The 15,310-nt window shown below is 64.0% G+C and carries 15 protein-coding genes; 6 read left to right on the forward strand and 9 right to left on the reverse strand.

What is annotated here, in order from left to right; translation table 11 throughout:
- Nucleotides 1-8: 8 nt before the first annotated feature.
- Together AWB79_RS04770 and AWB79_RS04775 are read right to left on the reverse strand one after the other, a co-directional pair.
- Nucleotides 9-1,118 (reverse strand): LacI family DNA-binding transcriptional regulator, encoded by a 1,110-nt coding sequence (locus tag AWB79_RS04770; protein WP_061166228.1) that lies wholly within the window; start codon nt 1,116-1,118, stop codon nt 9-11.
- A 94-nt stretch (nt 1,119-1,212) separates the two neighbouring features.
- Nucleotides 1,213-1,788: a DUF1349 domain-containing protein gene (locus AWB79_RS04775; RefSeq protein WP_061166479.1), complete on the reverse strand. Its 576-nt coding sequence runs from the start codon at nt 1,786-1,788 to the stop codon at nt 1,213-1,215.
- 159 nt (nt 1,789-1,947) lie between these two features.
- Between AWB79_RS04775 and AWB79_RS04780 the strand changes: the two genes are divergently transcribed.
- On the forward strand, nt 1,948-3,339 hold the full coding sequence (locus tag AWB79_RS04780) for an HdeD family acid-resistance protein (protein ID WP_061166229.1): 1,392 nt from the start codon (nt 1,948-1,950) through the stop codon (nt 3,337-3,339).
- A 9-nt stretch (nt 3,340-3,348) separates the two neighbouring features.
- Here the strand turns inward: AWB79_RS04780 and AWB79_RS04785 are convergent, their stop codons facing one another.
- Nucleotides 3,349-3,606 carry a hypothetical protein gene (locus tag AWB79_RS04785; RefSeq protein ID WP_061166230.1) on the reverse strand — a complete coding sequence of 86 codons (258 nt, stop codon included), beginning with the start codon at nt 3,604-3,606 and terminating at the stop codon, nt 3,349-3,351.
- A gap of 41 nt (nt 3,607-3,647) precedes the next feature.
- Nucleotides 3,648-4,487 (reverse strand): NAD(P)H-binding protein, encoded by an 840-nt coding sequence (locus tag AWB79_RS04790; RefSeq protein WP_061166231.1) that lies wholly within the window; start codon nt 4,485-4,487, stop codon nt 3,648-3,650.
- 95 nt (nt 4,488-4,582) lie between these two features.
- Between AWB79_RS04790 and AWB79_RS04795 the strand changes: the two genes are divergently transcribed.
- Nucleotides 4,583-5,218 carry a TetR/AcrR family transcriptional regulator gene (locus AWB79_RS04795; RefSeq protein ID WP_061166232.1) on the forward strand — a complete coding sequence of 212 codons (636 nt, stop codon included), beginning with the start codon at nt 4,583-4,585 and terminating at the stop codon, nt 5,216-5,218.
- 16 nt (nt 5,219-5,234) lie between these two features.
- Here the strand turns inward: AWB79_RS04795 and AWB79_RS04800 are convergent, their stop codons facing one another.
- From AWB79_RS04800 to AWB79_RS04810, 3 genes are all read right to left on the reverse strand, one after another.
- Nucleotides 5,235-6,296, reverse strand: coding sequence for a glycosyltransferase (locus AWB79_RS04800; protein WP_232470824.1), 1,062 nt, complete (start codon nt 6,294-6,296; stop codon nt 5,235-5,237).
- A gap of 966 nt (nt 6,297-7,262) precedes the next feature.
- Nucleotides 7,263-7,541: a hypothetical protein gene (locus tag AWB79_RS04805; RefSeq protein ID WP_061166234.1), complete on the reverse strand. Its 279-nt coding sequence runs from the start codon at nt 7,539-7,541 to the stop codon at nt 7,263-7,265.
- A gap of 73 nt (nt 7,542-7,614) precedes the next feature.
- Nucleotides 7,615-8,667: a LacI family DNA-binding transcriptional regulator gene (locus AWB79_RS04810; protein WP_061166235.1), complete on the reverse strand. Its 1,053-nt coding sequence runs from the start codon at nt 8,665-8,667 to the stop codon at nt 7,615-7,617.
- Nucleotides 8,668-8,812: 145 nt separating this feature from the next.
- On the opposite strand from AWB79_RS04810, the gene AWB79_RS04815 reads away from it, so the two are divergent.
- The 4 genes from AWB79_RS04815 to AWB79_RS04830 are packed head-to-tail and all read left to right on the forward strand — an operon-like array spanning nt 8,813 to nt 12,318.
- On the forward strand, nt 8,813-9,895 hold the full coding sequence (locus tag AWB79_RS04815) for a fatty acid desaturase family protein (RefSeq protein ID WP_061166236.1): 1,083 nt from the start codon (nt 8,813-8,815) through the stop codon (nt 9,893-9,895).
- 31 nt (nt 9,896-9,926) lie between these two features.
- Nucleotides 9,927-10,235, forward strand: a complete 309-nt coding sequence (locus AWB79_RS04820; RefSeq protein WP_061166237.1) for a non-heme iron oxygenase ferredoxin subunit — start codon at nt 9,927-9,929, stop codon at nt 10,233-10,235.
- 4 nt (nt 10,236-10,239) lie between these two features.
- Entirely contained in the window at nt 10,240-11,481 is a 1,242-nt protein-coding gene (locus AWB79_RS04825; protein WP_061166238.1) for an NAD(P)/FAD-dependent oxidoreductase, read from the forward strand.
- 30 nt (nt 11,482-11,511) lie between these two features.
- The gene (locus AWB79_RS04830) at nt 11,512-12,318 is read left to right on the forward strand and encodes an SDR family oxidoreductase (RefSeq protein ID WP_061166239.1); all 807 of its coding nucleotides are present in this window, start codon (nt 11,512-11,514) and stop codon (nt 12,316-12,318) included.
- 12 nt (nt 12,319-12,330) lie between these two features.
- On the opposite strand, the gene AWB79_RS04835 is transcribed toward AWB79_RS04830, so the two are convergent.
- Complete coding sequence (locus AWB79_RS04835) at nt 12,331-14,286, reverse strand: methyl-accepting chemotaxis protein (protein WP_061166240.1); 1,956 nt, start codon at nt 14,284-14,286, stop codon at nt 12,331-12,333.
- Nucleotides 14,287-14,403: 117 nt separating this feature from the next.
- Nucleotides 14,404-15,276, reverse strand: a complete 873-nt coding sequence (locus AWB79_RS04840; RefSeq protein WP_061166241.1) for a DMT family transporter — start codon at nt 15,274-15,276, stop codon at nt 14,404-14,406.
- Nucleotides 15,277-15,310 lie beyond the last annotated feature (34 nt).

Consider the following 15,310-nt stretch of genomic DNA (forward strand, 5'->3'; position numbering starts at 1 on the left):
TCAGTCGTTCACTCGCGCTCCGCGAGCGCGGTCCGCTTGCGCGCGCGTCCGGCGTTCTGTTGCGCGGTGGCGGTGTCCTTGCTGCCTTTGCCCGTCGTCCTGCCTGGCGGCGCGGTGCTTTCGCGCACGCGCAAATCGGCTTTCATTCGCAGATGCACGGGCTCCGAGGCTTCACCCTCGAGCTGCTTGTGCAGCAGTTGCCAGATCGCGCGCCCCACCGCTTCCACCGGCTGATGAATCGAGCTGATGCGCGGATGCAGCACGGACATCCACGGCGCGTCGTCGAAGGACAGCAGCGAGACGTCGTCGGGCAGGCGCAGTTCGGCATCGCGTATCGCGCGCAATGCGCCGAGCGTCGCGACGTTCGCGCCGGTGAACAGCGCCGTCGGACGCTCGCGCTCGGACAGCAGCCCGAGCGTCGCGGCGTGACTTTCGGTATCGGTCATGCCGCACACGACGACGCGCGCGTGACGCTCGAGCCCCGCGCGTTTCATCGCGTCCATGTAGCCGTCCGCGCGCTCGCGGCTGTTGACGAGATCGAGCGCATTGACGATGAACGTGATGCGCTTGTGCCCCAGCGCGATCAGATGATCGGTGCCGTCGCGCGCGGCGCGGCGGCTGTCGGTCGTTACCGTGTTCGCGGGAAAGCTGTTATCGACGCGGTCGGCCATGACGAGCGGCACGTCGCATTCGCGCAGCTCGTCGATCGCATGCGCGTAGCCGTGACACGGAATGATGATCATGCCCGCCACCTGCCGCGACAGCACGAAGCGAATGCGTTCGGCCTCGCGCTCGGGGTCTTCCTGCGCGTGCGCGAGCAGCAGGCGATAGCCGCTCGCGAGCGCGTGATCCTCGACCACGCACAGCAGCTCGATGAAGAACGAGTTCGTCAGATCGGGCACGACGAAGCCGATGGAGGTCGAGCGGCTGCTGCGCAACTCTGCCGCGAGACTGTTGCGCCGGTAGCCGAGCTGGCGCGCCGCATCCCACACTTGTTGACGCCGCGCCGGACTCACGCCTTCCGCGCCCGCCATGACCTTCGATGCGGTTCCAAGCGACACGCCTGCCGCATTCGCGACATCCTTGAGCGTGGTGGTCGATTTTTTTCGTGAGTCCAAGGCGCGATATCGTCGATATTCTGAAACGTTTCAGAATATTAGAAAGCGCGGACCCGTCGGGCAAGTGAGTGTTTTTACCGAGCCCGTGCGCGTCTTACATCGAGGTGTCGTGGAGATCCTTGACGATGGGCGGGCCGATCCTGAAGTCCGAGAAGCGCACGGTCAGCCCGCCGCGTTCGGGCGTGCAGCACATCGGTCCGACGAGCAGGCGCGTGTTCGTGGAGAAGGGCGCGAGGCGCATCAGCGTCCAGTGGCGTTCATCGGCGCTGCATTGCGCTTTGAGCACGCCTTGTGCGACGGTCATGCGCAGGCGGAAGCGGTTCGTGTCAGCGCGCGCGCCGGGCGACCAGTCGGAGAGGTCGTTCGTCAGCACCGTGCTGAAGCTGAGCGCGCCGTCGCTGTATTCGGCGCCGGCCTTGATCCAGCGTTCGGCGCTCTCGCGCACCATCAGGCCGGCCTGATCATAGAGCGAGGCGAAATCGCCATCGACCGCCACTTCGGCGGTGAAGTCGCCGTCCACGCTGACCGCGAAGACATGGCCGTTGTCGCGCACGAAACCGTAGTGCGTCTTGCGCCAGAAATCCGTGTTCGTGTCGGTGGTGACGTGGAGCGTCTCGTTCTCGACGCGCCATTGCGCGGGCTCGTTGATCCATCGGCATTGCTCGAACATGGCGTCTCCGTCGCGTGGATGGTGCGCCAGTATGGCACGGCGCCATGCGTCGTCATGATGCGGCGCAGCGAGTTGAGTGCGCATACGAGATGGTTTTATGCGGCGGCTGCACTAACATGAACGAACACGTGTCGTCCTGTTTTTTGGAAAGGGAGAACGATGGTCAGGCTGATGATGATCCTGCTGGGCGTCGAGTATCTGCGCAATCGCTGGCGCAGCCTGATGGCGGTCGGCTGGCTGCTGCTCGTCGTCGGCATGGGCGTGTTCATCGATGCGCTCGACGGCGCACTCGGCTTTCCCATTACGCTGGTCGGCTGGCTGCTGCTGATCGAAAGCGCGCTCACGCTCGCGGTCGCGTGGGCGGGCGTGGGCGGGCAGCGCAGGCTGCGTCACGCGAAGGGCATCGCGTTCGCGCTCGCGGCGGCGCTGATTTTCGAGGGCAATCATCATGGCCACTTCATCTTGTCGATCCTGATCGGCATCGCTTTCGTGCTCGATGGTCTGCTGCAGGCGACCTCCGCTCTCGTGGTGCGTTACCGGCGTTATCAGGTCGCACTCGGCTTTGCGGTCTTCGAGATTCTTCTGGGCGTGTTCATGATTCAGCCGTACCCGACGCACTACAAGGGCACGGTGCCGTATTGCGTGGGCGCGTTCTTCATCTTCGCCGGATGGAACCTGATCGTGGTCGCCTCGCGCGTGCGCAAGCTGGCGAGCAACCCGGCCGTATGGGGCGACCCCAGCGCGGAAGCGGCGAGCGTAGCGGGCAATGCTGGCGACGAGCCACGTCACGCCCTGCAGACGCGCGAATGGGACGGGCCGCCCGCGGACGATGAACCCGCGCTCACCGTGCATGTATGGACGCCGGTGGGATCGTCGAAGGCACAGACGCAATGGCATCCGATCGTGGATCGCTACATCGCGGCGGTCGACCGCAACGGCGTGATCTCCACGGGTCATGCCGCGCTCGAAGCGCCCGATGGCACCTATGTGAGCCTGTATCCGGCGGTCGAGATCGACCGCTCGCCCGATGATTTCGCGCGCCTCTTGCGCGCCACGCGCGAGAACGACGTGCCGGGTCTGTTTCAGCCGAGCTATGCGATCGAATCGAAGGCGTGGTGTCCATCCACCGTGCGCGTGCGGATCCGCAATTACGATGCGCTTCGTCTCGCCCGATTCTGGAGCACCTATCGCGAGGACAAGACTTATAACCTCACGTATCGCAATTGTTCGAGCAGTGTGTCGCGCGCGCTCGAAGCGGCGCTCGAGGGCGCGGCGGGAAGGCTGTACGGCGCGCGCGCCGGCTGGGGCGCGCTGTTGCGGATGATCGTCACGCCCGAGCTCTGGGTCGCGGCGCAGATTCGCAAGCGTGCCGTGACGATGGCCTGGACGCCCGGCCTCACGCTCGACTATGCACGCGCGCTCAGCATGGTCGCCGATCCACGTCCTTATGGCTGGCTCAAGGTCGCGCGAATGGCGCTCATGAAGATGCGGGATTCGCGGCGGGAATGGCGCGCGGGGGGATCGAATGCCGATCCGCCCGCGCAGGTGTAGGCCGCCGACCTAAAGATCGAGATCATCGGCCGCCTTGCGCGCGCGACGTTCTTCATTGGCGCGACGCGCGCGCAGCCGCTGACGCGACAACTGGGCGATCACTTCGCCAGTCGAGGCGCCGGGCGGAATTTCGTTGCGGATGACCTTCGGCACCATGGGCAGGCCCATGCGCTGCCGGCGCAATGCGCGGGCGATGTTGGTGCGGCATTCCTGCCCGTGACAATCCCATTCGTCACGGATTCGCTCACAGTAGGGACATTTTTCCATCCATCAAGTCTACCGCGAAACCGTGGCGGCTCTCGCGTGCGTCAGACATCCCACACGCCGTCCGATGCGGTGCGCCGCGCATAATCCTCGAACGAGCGCGCTTCGCGCTTCAACGCCAGGCGCACGCCGTTGGCGGGCTTCTCGTTGCGTCCGTCGAGTACGGTCGTGAAGAGATACATGATCAGATCAACCTCGGGGCTGGACACGCCGGCCTGGAGCAAGCCGGCACGAAACGCATCGGGCGGCACGGGCACGAGACGCAGATCGCGTCTCGTCTCGCGCGCGATGCAAGCGATCGCTTCGGCGAACGAGATCGCGCGAGGCCCGGTGAGTTCATAAAGCGCATTCTCATGACCCGCTTGCGTCAGTGCGGCGACGGCGGCATCGGCGATATCCTCGGCATCGACGAACGGTTCCTCGATATCGCCGACCGGCAGCGCGATCGTGCCGTCGCGAACCGGATCGAGCAGGAAGCTTTCGCTGAAGTTCTGCATGAACCAGCTGCACCGGAGGATCGTCCACGTTGCTCCCGAGCGTTGCAGCGCGTGTTCGGCTGCCTCGGCCTCTTCCTCGCCGCGTCCGGAAAGCAGCACGATGCGATTGGCGCCTTGCGTCGTCGCCGCGTCGAAGAATGCGCGGACCGTGTCGAGCGCGCCGGGTATCGCGAGATCCGGCTGGTAGGTGACATAGACACGCTTCACGCCGGCGAGCGCCGCAGGCCAGCTCGTTCGATCGTTCCAGTCGAAACGCGGCTGCGTCGAGCGCGCGCAAGCGCGTACGTCGAGACCTTGCGCGTGCAGCCGCTCCGCCACGCGACGTCCCGTCTTGCCATGCGCGCCCAGAACGAGGATGGGCGCGTCGTCGAAATCCAAATGAGCCATGACCGTCTCCTGAAGTTAAAACGTGAGAGTTGCTCACGTTTTAAACATGATAGATACTCACATTTGGCTGTCAAGGAAATTCGAAGGAGAGCGTGATGCAAGAGAAGCCGCCAAGACCGGGCACGGATAAAAGCGTCGCGCGCAGGCAACCCGCGCAGCAACGCAGCCGCGAGCGTCTGGATCGCATTCTGGAAGTCGCGCAGCAGCTGATCGCGGAGAAGGGCAGCGAGCACGTGAAGATGAGCGAGATCGCCGAACTGGCGGAAATCTCGATCGGTTCGCTATATCAATACTTCCCCGACAAGCGGGCGATCGTGCGCACGCTCGCGGAGTTGTATGCGGCCGAGAGCCGCCGCTGCGTGCGTGAGGCTTTCGAGGCCGTGCAGAGCAAGGCGCAACTACTCGACGCATTCGCCGCGCTGGTCGACCAGTACTATGAGATCGTGATTGACAAGCCCGTCATGCGCGACATCTCGTCGGCGCTGCGCTCGGACAAGGAGTTGATGAACATCGAGATTGCGGAGAGCCGCGCTTGCGGCGCGCTGCTCGCGGCGGCCATTCGCCGCGTGATGCCTCGGGTGGACAGCAAGCGCGTGAACGCGCTTGCGTTTCTGATCTGGCAGTTAGGCGAGGAGACGATGCGGCTCGCCGTCGCGCACAAGCGGGGCGAAGGTGCGTTGCTGGTCGACGCCTATAAGCGCATGAGCCTGCGAGCGATCGAAGAAGCGTGACCCTGCACCTGCACCCTCACCCGCTTAGTTGATTCGACGTACCGGGCCGTCGCGCGCGCTGATGATGATCGAGGCTACGCCTCAACATCTTCTTCACGAGCCCCTTCAGGAAGTGGATCGAGCGGTCCGCACGCACGTTCAGATCGAACGGCTTGAGTTCCACGACCTCACGTCCGCCGCCCTCGGCGAGACGCATGCGCGCCTTGCGGTGATCTGTCGCCATGGCCGAAAGCGTTTCCGACGCCTGCTTGAACGCGCCGCGATCAACCCGCGCGCAGACGAAGCAGGCGCGGTGAAACAGCTTGTCGAACACGGTGAGCCAGTAGTCGTCCATCTCGCCGCCATCGCAACGCGCGAGCGCTTCCGTGCCGTTGATGCGCAAGTCTTCCACATCCTGCAGCGACGCCATTTGCGTGATGCTGCCGAAGCGCCGCCGATAGCCGATCAATGGCGTCGGAATGTGATAGATGCTGTTTGCGCGAAGGTAGGTCGAGGGCACGACCGCCATATCCTCGTAGTGACGGCCCACGGGGAAAGGTGCCTCGTCGAACAGTTCGGTGCGATACACGCGCGCCCATGCGAAGGTGTGGAAACCATCCGCGAACTGCTGGAGCGCCGCGCGACTCATCGGCCGGCCACCGCTCGCGACCGAGTTCGCGACATCGATCTCGTCGAGTTCACGGCCATCGTCGTCGATGATCTTGACGTTGTATTCGACCAGATCCCACACGCCTTCCGCCAGCAGGGGAATCACGGCGTCGGTGAAGCCCTTGAGGTAAATGTCGTCGCCATCGAGAAAGCCGACATAGGGCGTGCGCACGGCAGCCATGCCGGTATTGCGCGCCGCGCTCAGGCCACCGTTTTCCTGACGCAGCAGTTCGATGTGCGCGCCATGGTCGCGTTCGGCGATCGCGCGCGCTGCGGCGTAAGTCTCGTCGCGCGAACCGTCGTCCACGACGATGATCTTGATCGCGTCGATATAAGGCTGGGACAGCAACGATTCGAGTGCTTCCTCGATGTATCCCTCGATGTTGTACGCCGCCACGACGATGCTGAGCAGCGGGCTCGTGTCTCGCAAGGAGTCACTCTCAAACGGCATATATGACGCTCTCCGTCGATGATTGGGCTCTGTCTCTTCGCATGCTGAATGCGAAGAGCCGTCGTGTATGTCCTGGCATGCCGCGAATGCGCGTGCCGCGCGCGAATGCGCCAAGGCTCGTGCGACACGCGGCACGGCGGGTCACGCTATGGTCTTTGGAATGCGGCTGGCTCGATCACCGAATAGGCGACGGGGAAGAGCCATTCGAATTGCCGTGCGATGCAAGCATTCACGCGAAACGGCCGCTCGGGCACTCCGCATGAAAGGTCTTGCCACGCTTATAGTTGGCGCATGTCACATCATCTGGCCGGCCCCGGATGCCCGGCCTGACGTGCATGTCGGTCGAAAAAGCAGAACAAACGCAAATAGAGTGGCTTCGTCGGAGCAGGTTCCCTGGCGTCACGCATTCATGCGAACGCCGGTCTCCCAGCTCGAATGATAGGCGAGGCAATGCGAAAACGCAGATTCGGCGCAATTAGTCGAAGAAGCCGTCTGCGTGGGTTGCATGTTAGCCATCCAAAAAAACGAAGCGTGACACCCGTGTATCCCGGCGATGCGATTCAAAACACGAAACTTGCTCACGACAGCCGCATTGCAGCGGTATTGCTGTGAACAATATGGTCCGGACGCGGTGTAGCGGGCTCCGTGCGCTCAGACACACGACAGGGATATCTTAGGCGCTGAATCGTGACAAACAGTTTCAAGATGCAAATATTTCCCTTGTGATGCAGCACATTTTTCATATCGAACGCGGTCTGACACGGGTGAGATGAAAAAAGTTCGCCTCCGTGAGGGAACAGAGTCCTTGCCGAAACTTTCTTGCGCGTGCTTGCTGCCCGAGTCCTTGAGCAATTGCGATGCCATCGATCGTTGTCCTCTTCCGAATCGCTATTTTCGCCGCGCGCTGTTCGGACAACGATCGAAGGCTTCATGCGAAATCTTCCATTAATGATGGACGAAGAGGGATTGCCCGAGCGCTTGCGGGGACGGTTGCGTGGCCCATCCGCTTTGCACGACGCTGTCCGTGCTCGCTCCGTAATCCCGATCCATATGATCCAGGTTCGTCTGGGGACGATAGGCGTCGGGCTGATGGGAAACGCCATCGTGGTTCGCTTGCGCGGCCGGCTGCGCCGATTCGGTGCGCGTCAGCGGTACGGCTTGTGCAAATGAAAGCATGGGGGCCATGAAAGCGAACGCGCACATCAATGCCAGGATCTTCTTCACGATCGTTCTCCTTGAACGGTTGGACTACGTTCACGAGACTAGACGCGAAAAATTAGAAGATCGTGAGGCTTGTTCAGACGTTCTCGGGTGTATAGAGCGGCGCGGGAAGCGGATACTGGCTCGCCAGTGCGGACTCGCCGGGCAGCGCCTGCAGTGCCCGCAGCATCGCCTGGATCGCGGTCTCCGCGATGCGCTGAAGCGGCGTGTCGATGACGAGATCGATCACGCCTTCGACGAGCGCTTCGTAGCGATCAGGCATGAGATCGCTGCATACGGTCACGATCCGCCGTCCCGCGCCTTCCTCGCGCAGCGCGCGGATTACCCCGCCCACGCCGCCGCCGGGAATGTAGAGCCCGGCGAGATCCGCATGACGCGCGAGCATGGCGAGCGTCGCTTCATACGCGAGTTGCTTGTCCTCGAGATTGATTTGCGTGTCGAGCACGCGCAATCCTGGTGCATGCTCGCGCAGATATGAACGAAAGCTGATCTCGCAACTTTCCTGGCCGAGATAGCGAGGCGTGCCGACGAACACGCCGACCGTGCCTTCGTCGCGATGGGTCAGTCTGCTCACGGCCCATGCCGCCGTGCGCCCGCTCTTGCGCGGATCGACGCCGATATAGCCCGCGCGCAAGGGCGCGCTGAGATCGGAGAGGAGCGTGACCGTGGGCTTGCCCTGACCGTGCAGCGTTTCGATCGCCGCGGTCACATGCGGATGATCGACCGCTACCACGCCGAGGGCATCGGCCTGTTCGCCGAGCATGAGCAGCGTGCGGGCGATGGAAGCGGGATCGAGCTCGTCCATGTATTCGATGACAGCGGTGCAATGCTCAGGCTCGTGACGCGCGGCCGCGTCCGTGAGGATGCGCGCAAAGGTCTGATAGAACGGGTCGGCGCGCTTTTGCAGACAGAAGCCCAGCGTGTGCCGCTCACGCCGCTCGCCACGCTGCGCGCGCAGGCGCTCGCGCATCAGTCCGGCCCCGTGATAACCGATGCGCTCGGCCGCCTCGATTACGCGCAACGCCGTGCCCTCGCGCACGCTGATGCGACCGTTGAACACGCGATCCACGGTGGCGGGACTGACGCCGGCCGCCTCGGCGACGGTTTGTAGGGTAGGGCGTTTGCTCATCGTTTGATGGAAATGATGGGTTTTGGAAACGCGCGATGATGCTTAAAGATAGCAAATGCGCGAGAATATTGCGCCGCCTTTGGGCTGCTCCTATCATCAATCCAACAATGACGAATGATGTTTTCCAATCATCGGATGAGGTGACATGATGGAATCTGAGCAGTTCCAGAGCGCCGATGCACGCAATCGGCATCGCGACTACCAGTTGATCGGCGGCGCGGGCGAACGCGCGAAAGCGGCGGGTCTCGTGAGCGCGGAGTGGTACAAGTGCGCGGTGCCTCGTCCCGTGATGAAGGGCCTTATGCAGCGCAGCGACGCGCGCGCGATTCGCGACACGCTGCTCTGGTACGCGGCGATCATTGCGAGCGGCGTGCTTGCATGGTTCGCCTGGCAGGGGCATTCGCTGTGGGCGATTCCTGCTTTCTTTCTTTACGGCACGCTCTATTGCAGCCCGGCGGATTCGCGCTGGCACGAGAGCGGGCACGGTACGGCGTTCAAGACGTCGTGGATGAACAAGGCGCTCTATCAGGTTGCGTCGTTCCAGGTCTTTCGCCGCCCGACCATCTGGCGCTGGAGTCACGCGCGCCATCACACCGACACGCTCGTCGTGGGTCGCGATCGCGAAATCGCCACGCCCTTGCCGACGGACTGGTTGAGCCTCGCACTGAACGTGTTCGCGCTGAAGCACGTCGCGGGCGAAGCGCCGAAGATGCTTTCGGCCGCGTTGCTCGGCGATATCGGCGCTGAAGAAAAGACCTACGTTCCCGAGTCCGAGTGGCCGAAGGTGATTCTCGAAGCGCGCATCCACGTCGCCATCTATGTCTTCGTCATCGGCGCATGCTTGGTCTTTCATTCGATCTTGCCGCTGCTGTATATCGGCTTGCCGAGCCTCTACGGCGCGTGGCTTTATCTCTACTTCGGCCTGACGCAGCACGCGGGCATGCCCGAGAACGTGCTCGATCATCGCAAGAACTGCCGCACTGTGAAGATGAATCCGGTGTTCCGCTTCCTGTATCTGAACATGAACTATCACGTGGAACATCACATGTTCCCGATGGTTCCATATCACGCTCTGCCGCGTCTGCACGACATGGTGAAGCACGACATGCCGCCGCCGTATGCGAGCAGCATCGCGGCCTACGCCGAGATCATCCCGACGCTCGTGCGGCAGTCGCGCGATCCGTCGTATCACGTCGAGCGGCCCGTGCCTGCCGCGACGCACGCATGAACGCACATAAACATCAGGGAGACGACTGGTCATGACGCAATGGATCGATGCAGCCGCGATGGACGATATCGACGACGAAGACGTGATGCGCTTCGATCACGATGGCCAAACCTTCGCGATCTACCGCGTGAACGACGCCGTGTACGCAAGCGATGGCCTGTGCACGCATGAACACGTTCATCTGAGCGACGGCCTCGTGATGGACTACGTGATCGAATGCCCGAAGCACAATGGCCGCTTCGACATCCGCGACGGCCGGCCGCTCTGCGCGCCGGTTTGCGAAAAGCTCAGGACGTACCCCGCGAAAGTCGCAGGCGGACGTATCTTCATCGAGGTATGACGCCATGACCGCTCACGAAGGCGAACGCGCGATGGTGATCGCGGGCGCGGGACATGTCGGCGGCCGCGCGGCGCTCGCGCTGCGCGAGTTCGGCTGGCAGGGCCGCATCGTGATGATCGGCGCGGAGTCGCATCTTCCTTATGAACGTCCGCCGTTGTCGAAGCAGTTGCTGACTGGCGAGCGCGAAGCGTTGCATTGTCAGCTGCGCCCGGCGGAGGCGTGGCAGACGGAACGCGTCGAGCATGTCATTGCGCAGGTCGAGGCGATCGAGCCGGATACGCGCGTGGTGCGTTTGAAAGATGGACGGCGTATCCAATACGAAGCGTTGCTGCTGGCCACGGGGGGGCATGCCCGGCGCCTGTCGATACCCGGTGCGGATCTCGATGGCGTATGCACATTGCGCACGCTCGACGACGCCGCGTGCATTGCGCGGCGGCTCGTTGCGGATGCGCGTGTGCTGATCGTGGGCGGCGGATTCATCGGACTCGAAGTGGCCGCGTCGGCGCGCAAGCGGGGCTGCGAGGTGTGCGTCGTGGAGGGCGCGGCGCGCTTGCTGGGGCGCGCGGTGCCCGCCGTGCTCGCGGAGCGCGTGCAGCAACTGCATGAACGTAACGGCGTCACCGTGCGCCTGGGCGTTGCACCGCTTGCGATCGAACGCGCGGCGGATCGATTGCTCGCGATATCGCTTTCCGATGGCAACACGATGACAGCCGACGTCGTGATCGTCGGCATCGGCATCGAGCCTGCGGACGAACTCGCACGCGATGCGGGTCTTGCCGTCAATCGCGGCATCGTCGTGCATGCGGGGCTGGAAACGTCCGCGCCATGCATCTTCGCGGCGGGCGATGTCGCGATCCATCCGAGCCGGTTCAGCGGCCTGCCGATTCGTCAGGAAACCTGGCAGAACGCCGAGAACCAGGCACGTGTGGCCGCGCGCAATATGCTGGGCGGCGATGCGGTATCCGACGAAGCGCCCTGGTTCTGGTCCGATCAGTACGATCATCAACTTCAGGTTGCCGGCGAACCGGCGCTCGGCGAGCGCAGCGTCAGGCGCCTGCTCGCGGACACGGGTTCCATCGACTTTCATTTCGATGCGGGCGGACGACTCGTCGGCGCAAGCGGCTTCGGGCCGGCCAGCGTGATCGCGAAGGACATGAAGCTCGCGCGCATGCTCGTCGAACGCGGACTGTCGCCGGCGGCCGAATTGCTGGGCGATGCAACGATCAAGCTCAAGGCTCTGCTCTGACGGCAGGCGCAAAGCAACGGGAGAAGCTCGATGAGTCTCGAAGGCAAGGTAACGGTGGTGACCGGCGGCGCGCAAGGTCTGGGCGCGGCGGTGGCGGCGCTCTTCGCGGAGCGTGGCGCGGCGGGCATCGTGATTTGCGCGCGCTCGAAGGAGAAGGGCGAACACAAGGCGCGCGAGCTGGCCGAGGCGAGCGGGGCGCAGGTGCGCTTCATCGCGGCGGATCTGTCGCGCGTGGAAGACTGCCGCGCGGTCATCGCGGCGACGGACGAGCAGTTCGGACGTATCGACGTGCTCGTCAATGCAGCCGCGACGACGGATCGCGGCACGATCCTCGACACCGACCCCGAGCTCTTCGACCGCATGTTCGCAACCAATGTGCGCGCGCCGTTCTTCCTGATGCAGGAGACGATCCGCGTCATGAAGCGCGAGCAGACCGAAGGCGCGATCGTCAACATCTGCTCGATGTCGGCGATGGCGGGCCAGCCGTTCATCGCCGCGTATTGCGCGTCGAAGGGCGCGCTCGCGACGCTTACTCAGAACACCGCGTATGCGCTGTTACGCAACCGCATCCGCGTGAATGGCCTCAATCTCGGCTGGATGGCGAGCGAAGGCGAGGACCGCATTCAGCGCACGCATCATGGCGCGGAAGATGGCTGGCTCGAACGCGCTGCTGCCGCGCAGCCGTTCGGGCGGCTCATCAACACCAACGAAGCCGCGCGCGCGGTGGCTTATCTCGCGAGCGCGGAGTCGGGCCTGATGACGGGTTCGATGATCAACTTCGATCAGTCCGTCTGGGGCGCGTACGATGACGCTCCACATCCGCTGGAACCGCTATGACGCCAAGCGTACTCAAACGCGGAACATGCTGACGGCCTGCGCGAGCCGCTCGGCCTGATCGCGCAGCTCGGCCGTGGAGTGCTCCGCTTCACCGACGAGCGCCGCGTTCTGCTGCGTCGCTTCGCCGATCAGCATGACCGCGCTGTTGACCTGATCGATGCCCGCAGCCTGCTCGCGCGACGCGACGCCGATCTCGTCGACGATCGCGTTCACGCGCGCAACACGCTCCACGATGCCGCTCATCGTGCTGCTCGCATCCTCGGCTATCTTGTAGCCGTGCGAGACCCTCTCGGCGGATTCGGCGATCAGCGCCTCGATCTCCTTCACCGCGCCCGCGCTGCGTTGCGCGAGCGCGCGCACTTCCGATGCCACGACCGCGAAGCCCTTTCCGTGCTCGCCCGCGCGCGCGGCCTCGACGGCGGCGTTCAACGCGAGGATGTTGGTCTGGAACGCAATGCCCTCGATGGTTGCGGTGATGTCCGCAATGCGACGCGCCGATGCGTCGATCTCGCTCATAGTCTCGACCACGCGCCCGACCGCATGGCCGCCCGCGCGCGCCGCTTCCGATGCCGATGCGACCAGCGTGCCCGCCTGCGCGGTATTGGCCGCATTCTGCTGCACGGTCGAGGTGATCTCTTCCATGCTGGCCGCCGTTTCCTCGACGCTCGCCGCCTGCGTAGCGATGCGCGTCGCGATATCGCTGCTGCCCGAGGCGATGCGCGCGGTGCCTTCGTTCATGTCGGCCGATGCCGTGCGCACTTGCGCGACGATGCCCGCAAGCCCGCGCGCAATGCCATCGATCGCGCGCATCAGGCGGCCGATGTCGTCCCCGCGCGTGCTGTCGATGCGCACGGTCAGATCGCCCGCCGCGATGCGTTCCGAGGCGCGCGTCACGTCGTCGATGGGGCGGCTGACGAGCCTCGACACGGCATAGAGCAGCGCCACGACCAGCAGCACGACGACAACCAGGCCGAGCGCGAGAAACGCATTGCGGCTTTGCTGCACGTCCGCGAGCAACTCGTCGCGGTAGGCGATGCCGCCGATCATCCATTGCCACTGCGGCACCGTCATATAGACGATTTCCTTCGTGCCGCCGTGCACGCGCGCGTCCGCGCCCGCGATGTCGGCGCCATCGAACACGAGCTTGCCTTCGTGCGATTCGAGCATCCGCTTGAAAGGCGCGACGCGTTCATCTGCCATCTCGCCCGCGGCTCCTGGATGCACCAGCAGTTTGCCGCGATTCGCACCCGTCGATGCATCGACGACGAAGTGATAACCGCTCTTGCCGATCGCGAGCTTCGCAATCGTGTCCTGCAACGCAGCGAATTCCGCACTCACGTCGACACCCACGAACAGCGCGCCGATCACGCGGCCCGATGCATCGGTGACCGGCTTGTACTCGGTGATGTACTGCTTGCCGAAGAGCGCCGCAATGCCGATGTACGACTTGCCCGACATCATCGGCGCATACGCGGGGCCTTTGCGGTCGAGCAGCGTGCCGATCGCGCGCGCGCCGTCCTGCTTCTTGAGCGAGGTGGTGACGCGCACGAAGTCGTCGCCGGTGCGGGCGAAGATCGTGGCGATCGCGCCGCTTTCCTCGAGAAAGGCGTCGGGGATCGAGAAGTCGTTGTTGAGCGGCCTGTCGCCCGCGAGAAAGGTCGGCGTGGCTTTGCCGCCGATATCCACGGTGCGCGTCTCATCGAGCGTGAACGTGGAGGGCAGACGATGCGCGAAGATCGTCATGAAGCGCGAGACCTCGCCGCTCACGGATTCGTCGAACAGGCCGATCATCGTCGTGATCGAACGATTCTCGCTCTCGACACGGGCGAGAGCATGGGCGTCGACCTGTTCTCCCGCCCGCTCGGTGACTGCAATGGTGAAGAAGGCAACGACAACGGCCGTGAGCGTGCAGGCGAGCACGGCGAATTTGGTCCCGACGTTCATTCGGGCCAGGGCATTACGAAGCATGGGGAATGACTGTGCGTTTAAGAGTTGAAGTGCCCCTTAACGGCATAGATTCGGTGCATCTTTAATTTTTCGCTTGCTGTTTGCTTACGTGCTGGCCCTTTTTGCGTATTGAATGCGCTATTTGCGCTGCCGCATGGCCAGCGCGACGCCCGTGAGCGTCAGCGCCATCGCGATGCCTTCACGCGCGCCGAGCGGCTCGCCGAGCGAGAGGGCCGCCGCGACGATGCCCATGATCGGCACGAGGAGCATGCCGATGGACGCGACATCGGCGGGCAGGCGCCGCAGCGTCGCGAACCACGCGAGATAGCAGACCGCCATCGGCACGAGGCTCATGTAGATGAGCACCGCCCAGCCGTCGGGGCCGAGCGCGGACCAGCGCGGATGTTCGAGGAGAAGACCCAGCACGATCATCGGCGCGCAGCCGATGCCGACTTGCCACGCGACCAGCGTGATCGGCGGAACAGGCATCGGGCCGTGAGTGATGACCGTGCCGAGCGCGAACAGCACCGCTGCCCCTAGCGCGAAGCCGATGCCGGCCATCTTGCCGCTATCGAACGAGAAACCATGCGCCGCGAGCAGCACGACGACGCCCGCGAGGCCGAGCGCGAGCGCGCTGAACCCGGCCAGCGAAGGCTTGCGTTTTGCGATGGGCCAGGCGAGCAGCATCGCCCAGATGGGCATGGTGTAGACGAGCAGCGCACCTTCGCTGACCGAGAGCCATTTCATCGACAGCGTCGAGAAGCCCATCCACGCGAACACATTGATCGCGGACGCGAGCAGCAGGCGGGGCACGAGCGCGCGGGGAACGCGAGTTTCCTCGCCGGCAATGCGCGCGATGACGCCGAGCAGCACGGCAGCCGCGATGCCGGCGACGCCGCGTGAGAAGAGCGGCGGCCACTCTCGCAGCAGGACTTTCATGGCGGGCCAGTTAAGCGCCCAGCCGGTGGCGGTGACGAGCAGATAGAGGAACCCCGTCAGGCGAGCTGGCATGGAAGGCGGTTTTGATTGTTGTTCGTTGGGGTTC

Origin of the sequence: Caballeronia hypogeia (genome assembly GCF_001544875.2) — a bacterium.
GTDB lineage: Bacteria > Pseudomonadota > Gammaproteobacteria > Burkholderiales > Burkholderiaceae > Caballeronia > Caballeronia hypogeia.

Coding starts and splice junctions, on each gene's coding strand:
- AWB79_RS04775 (WP_061166479.1), bottom strand. CDS start 1,788: ATGTTCGAGCAATGCCGATGGATCAACGAGCCCGCGCAATGGCGCGTC.
- AWB79_RS04820 (WP_061166237.1), top strand. CDS start 9,927: ATGACGCAATGGATCGATGCAGCCGCGATGGACGATATCGACGACGAA.
- AWB79_RS04785 (WP_061166230.1), bottom strand. CDS start 3,606: ATGGAAAAATGTCCCTACTGTGAGCGAATCCGTGACGAATGGGATTGT.
- AWB79_RS04825 (WP_061166238.1), top strand. CDS start 10,240: ATGACCGCTCACGAAGGCGAACGCGCGATGGTGATCGCGGGCGCGGGA.
- AWB79_RS04840 (WP_061166241.1), bottom strand. CDS start 15,276: ATGCCAGCTCGCCTGACGGGGTTCCTCTATCTGCTCGTCACCGCCACC.
- AWB79_RS04790 (WP_061166231.1), bottom strand. CDS start 4,487: ATGGCTCATTTGGATTTCGACGACGCGCCCATCCTCGTTCTGGGCGCG.
- AWB79_RS04795 (WP_061166232.1), top strand. CDS start 4,583: ATGCAAGAGAAGCCGCCAAGACCGGGCACGGATAAAAGCGTCGCGCGC.
- AWB79_RS04810 (WP_061166235.1), bottom strand. CDS start 8,667: ATGAGCAAACGCCCTACCCTACAAACCGTCGCCGAGGCGGCCGGCGTC.
- AWB79_RS04780 (WP_061166229.1), top strand. CDS start 1,948: ATGGTCAGGCTGATGATGATCCTGCTGGGCGTCGAGTATCTGCGCAAT.
- AWB79_RS04830 (WP_061166239.1), top strand. CDS start 11,512: ATGAGTCTCGAAGGCAAGGTAACGGTGGTGACCGGCGGCGCGCAAGGT.
- AWB79_RS04835 (WP_061166240.1), bottom strand. CDS start 14,286: ATGCTTCGTAATGCCCTGGCCCGAATGAACGTCGGGACCAAATTCGCC.
- AWB79_RS04815 (WP_061166236.1), top strand. CDS start 8,813: ATGATGGAATCTGAGCAGTTCCAGAGCGCCGATGCACGCAATCGGCAT.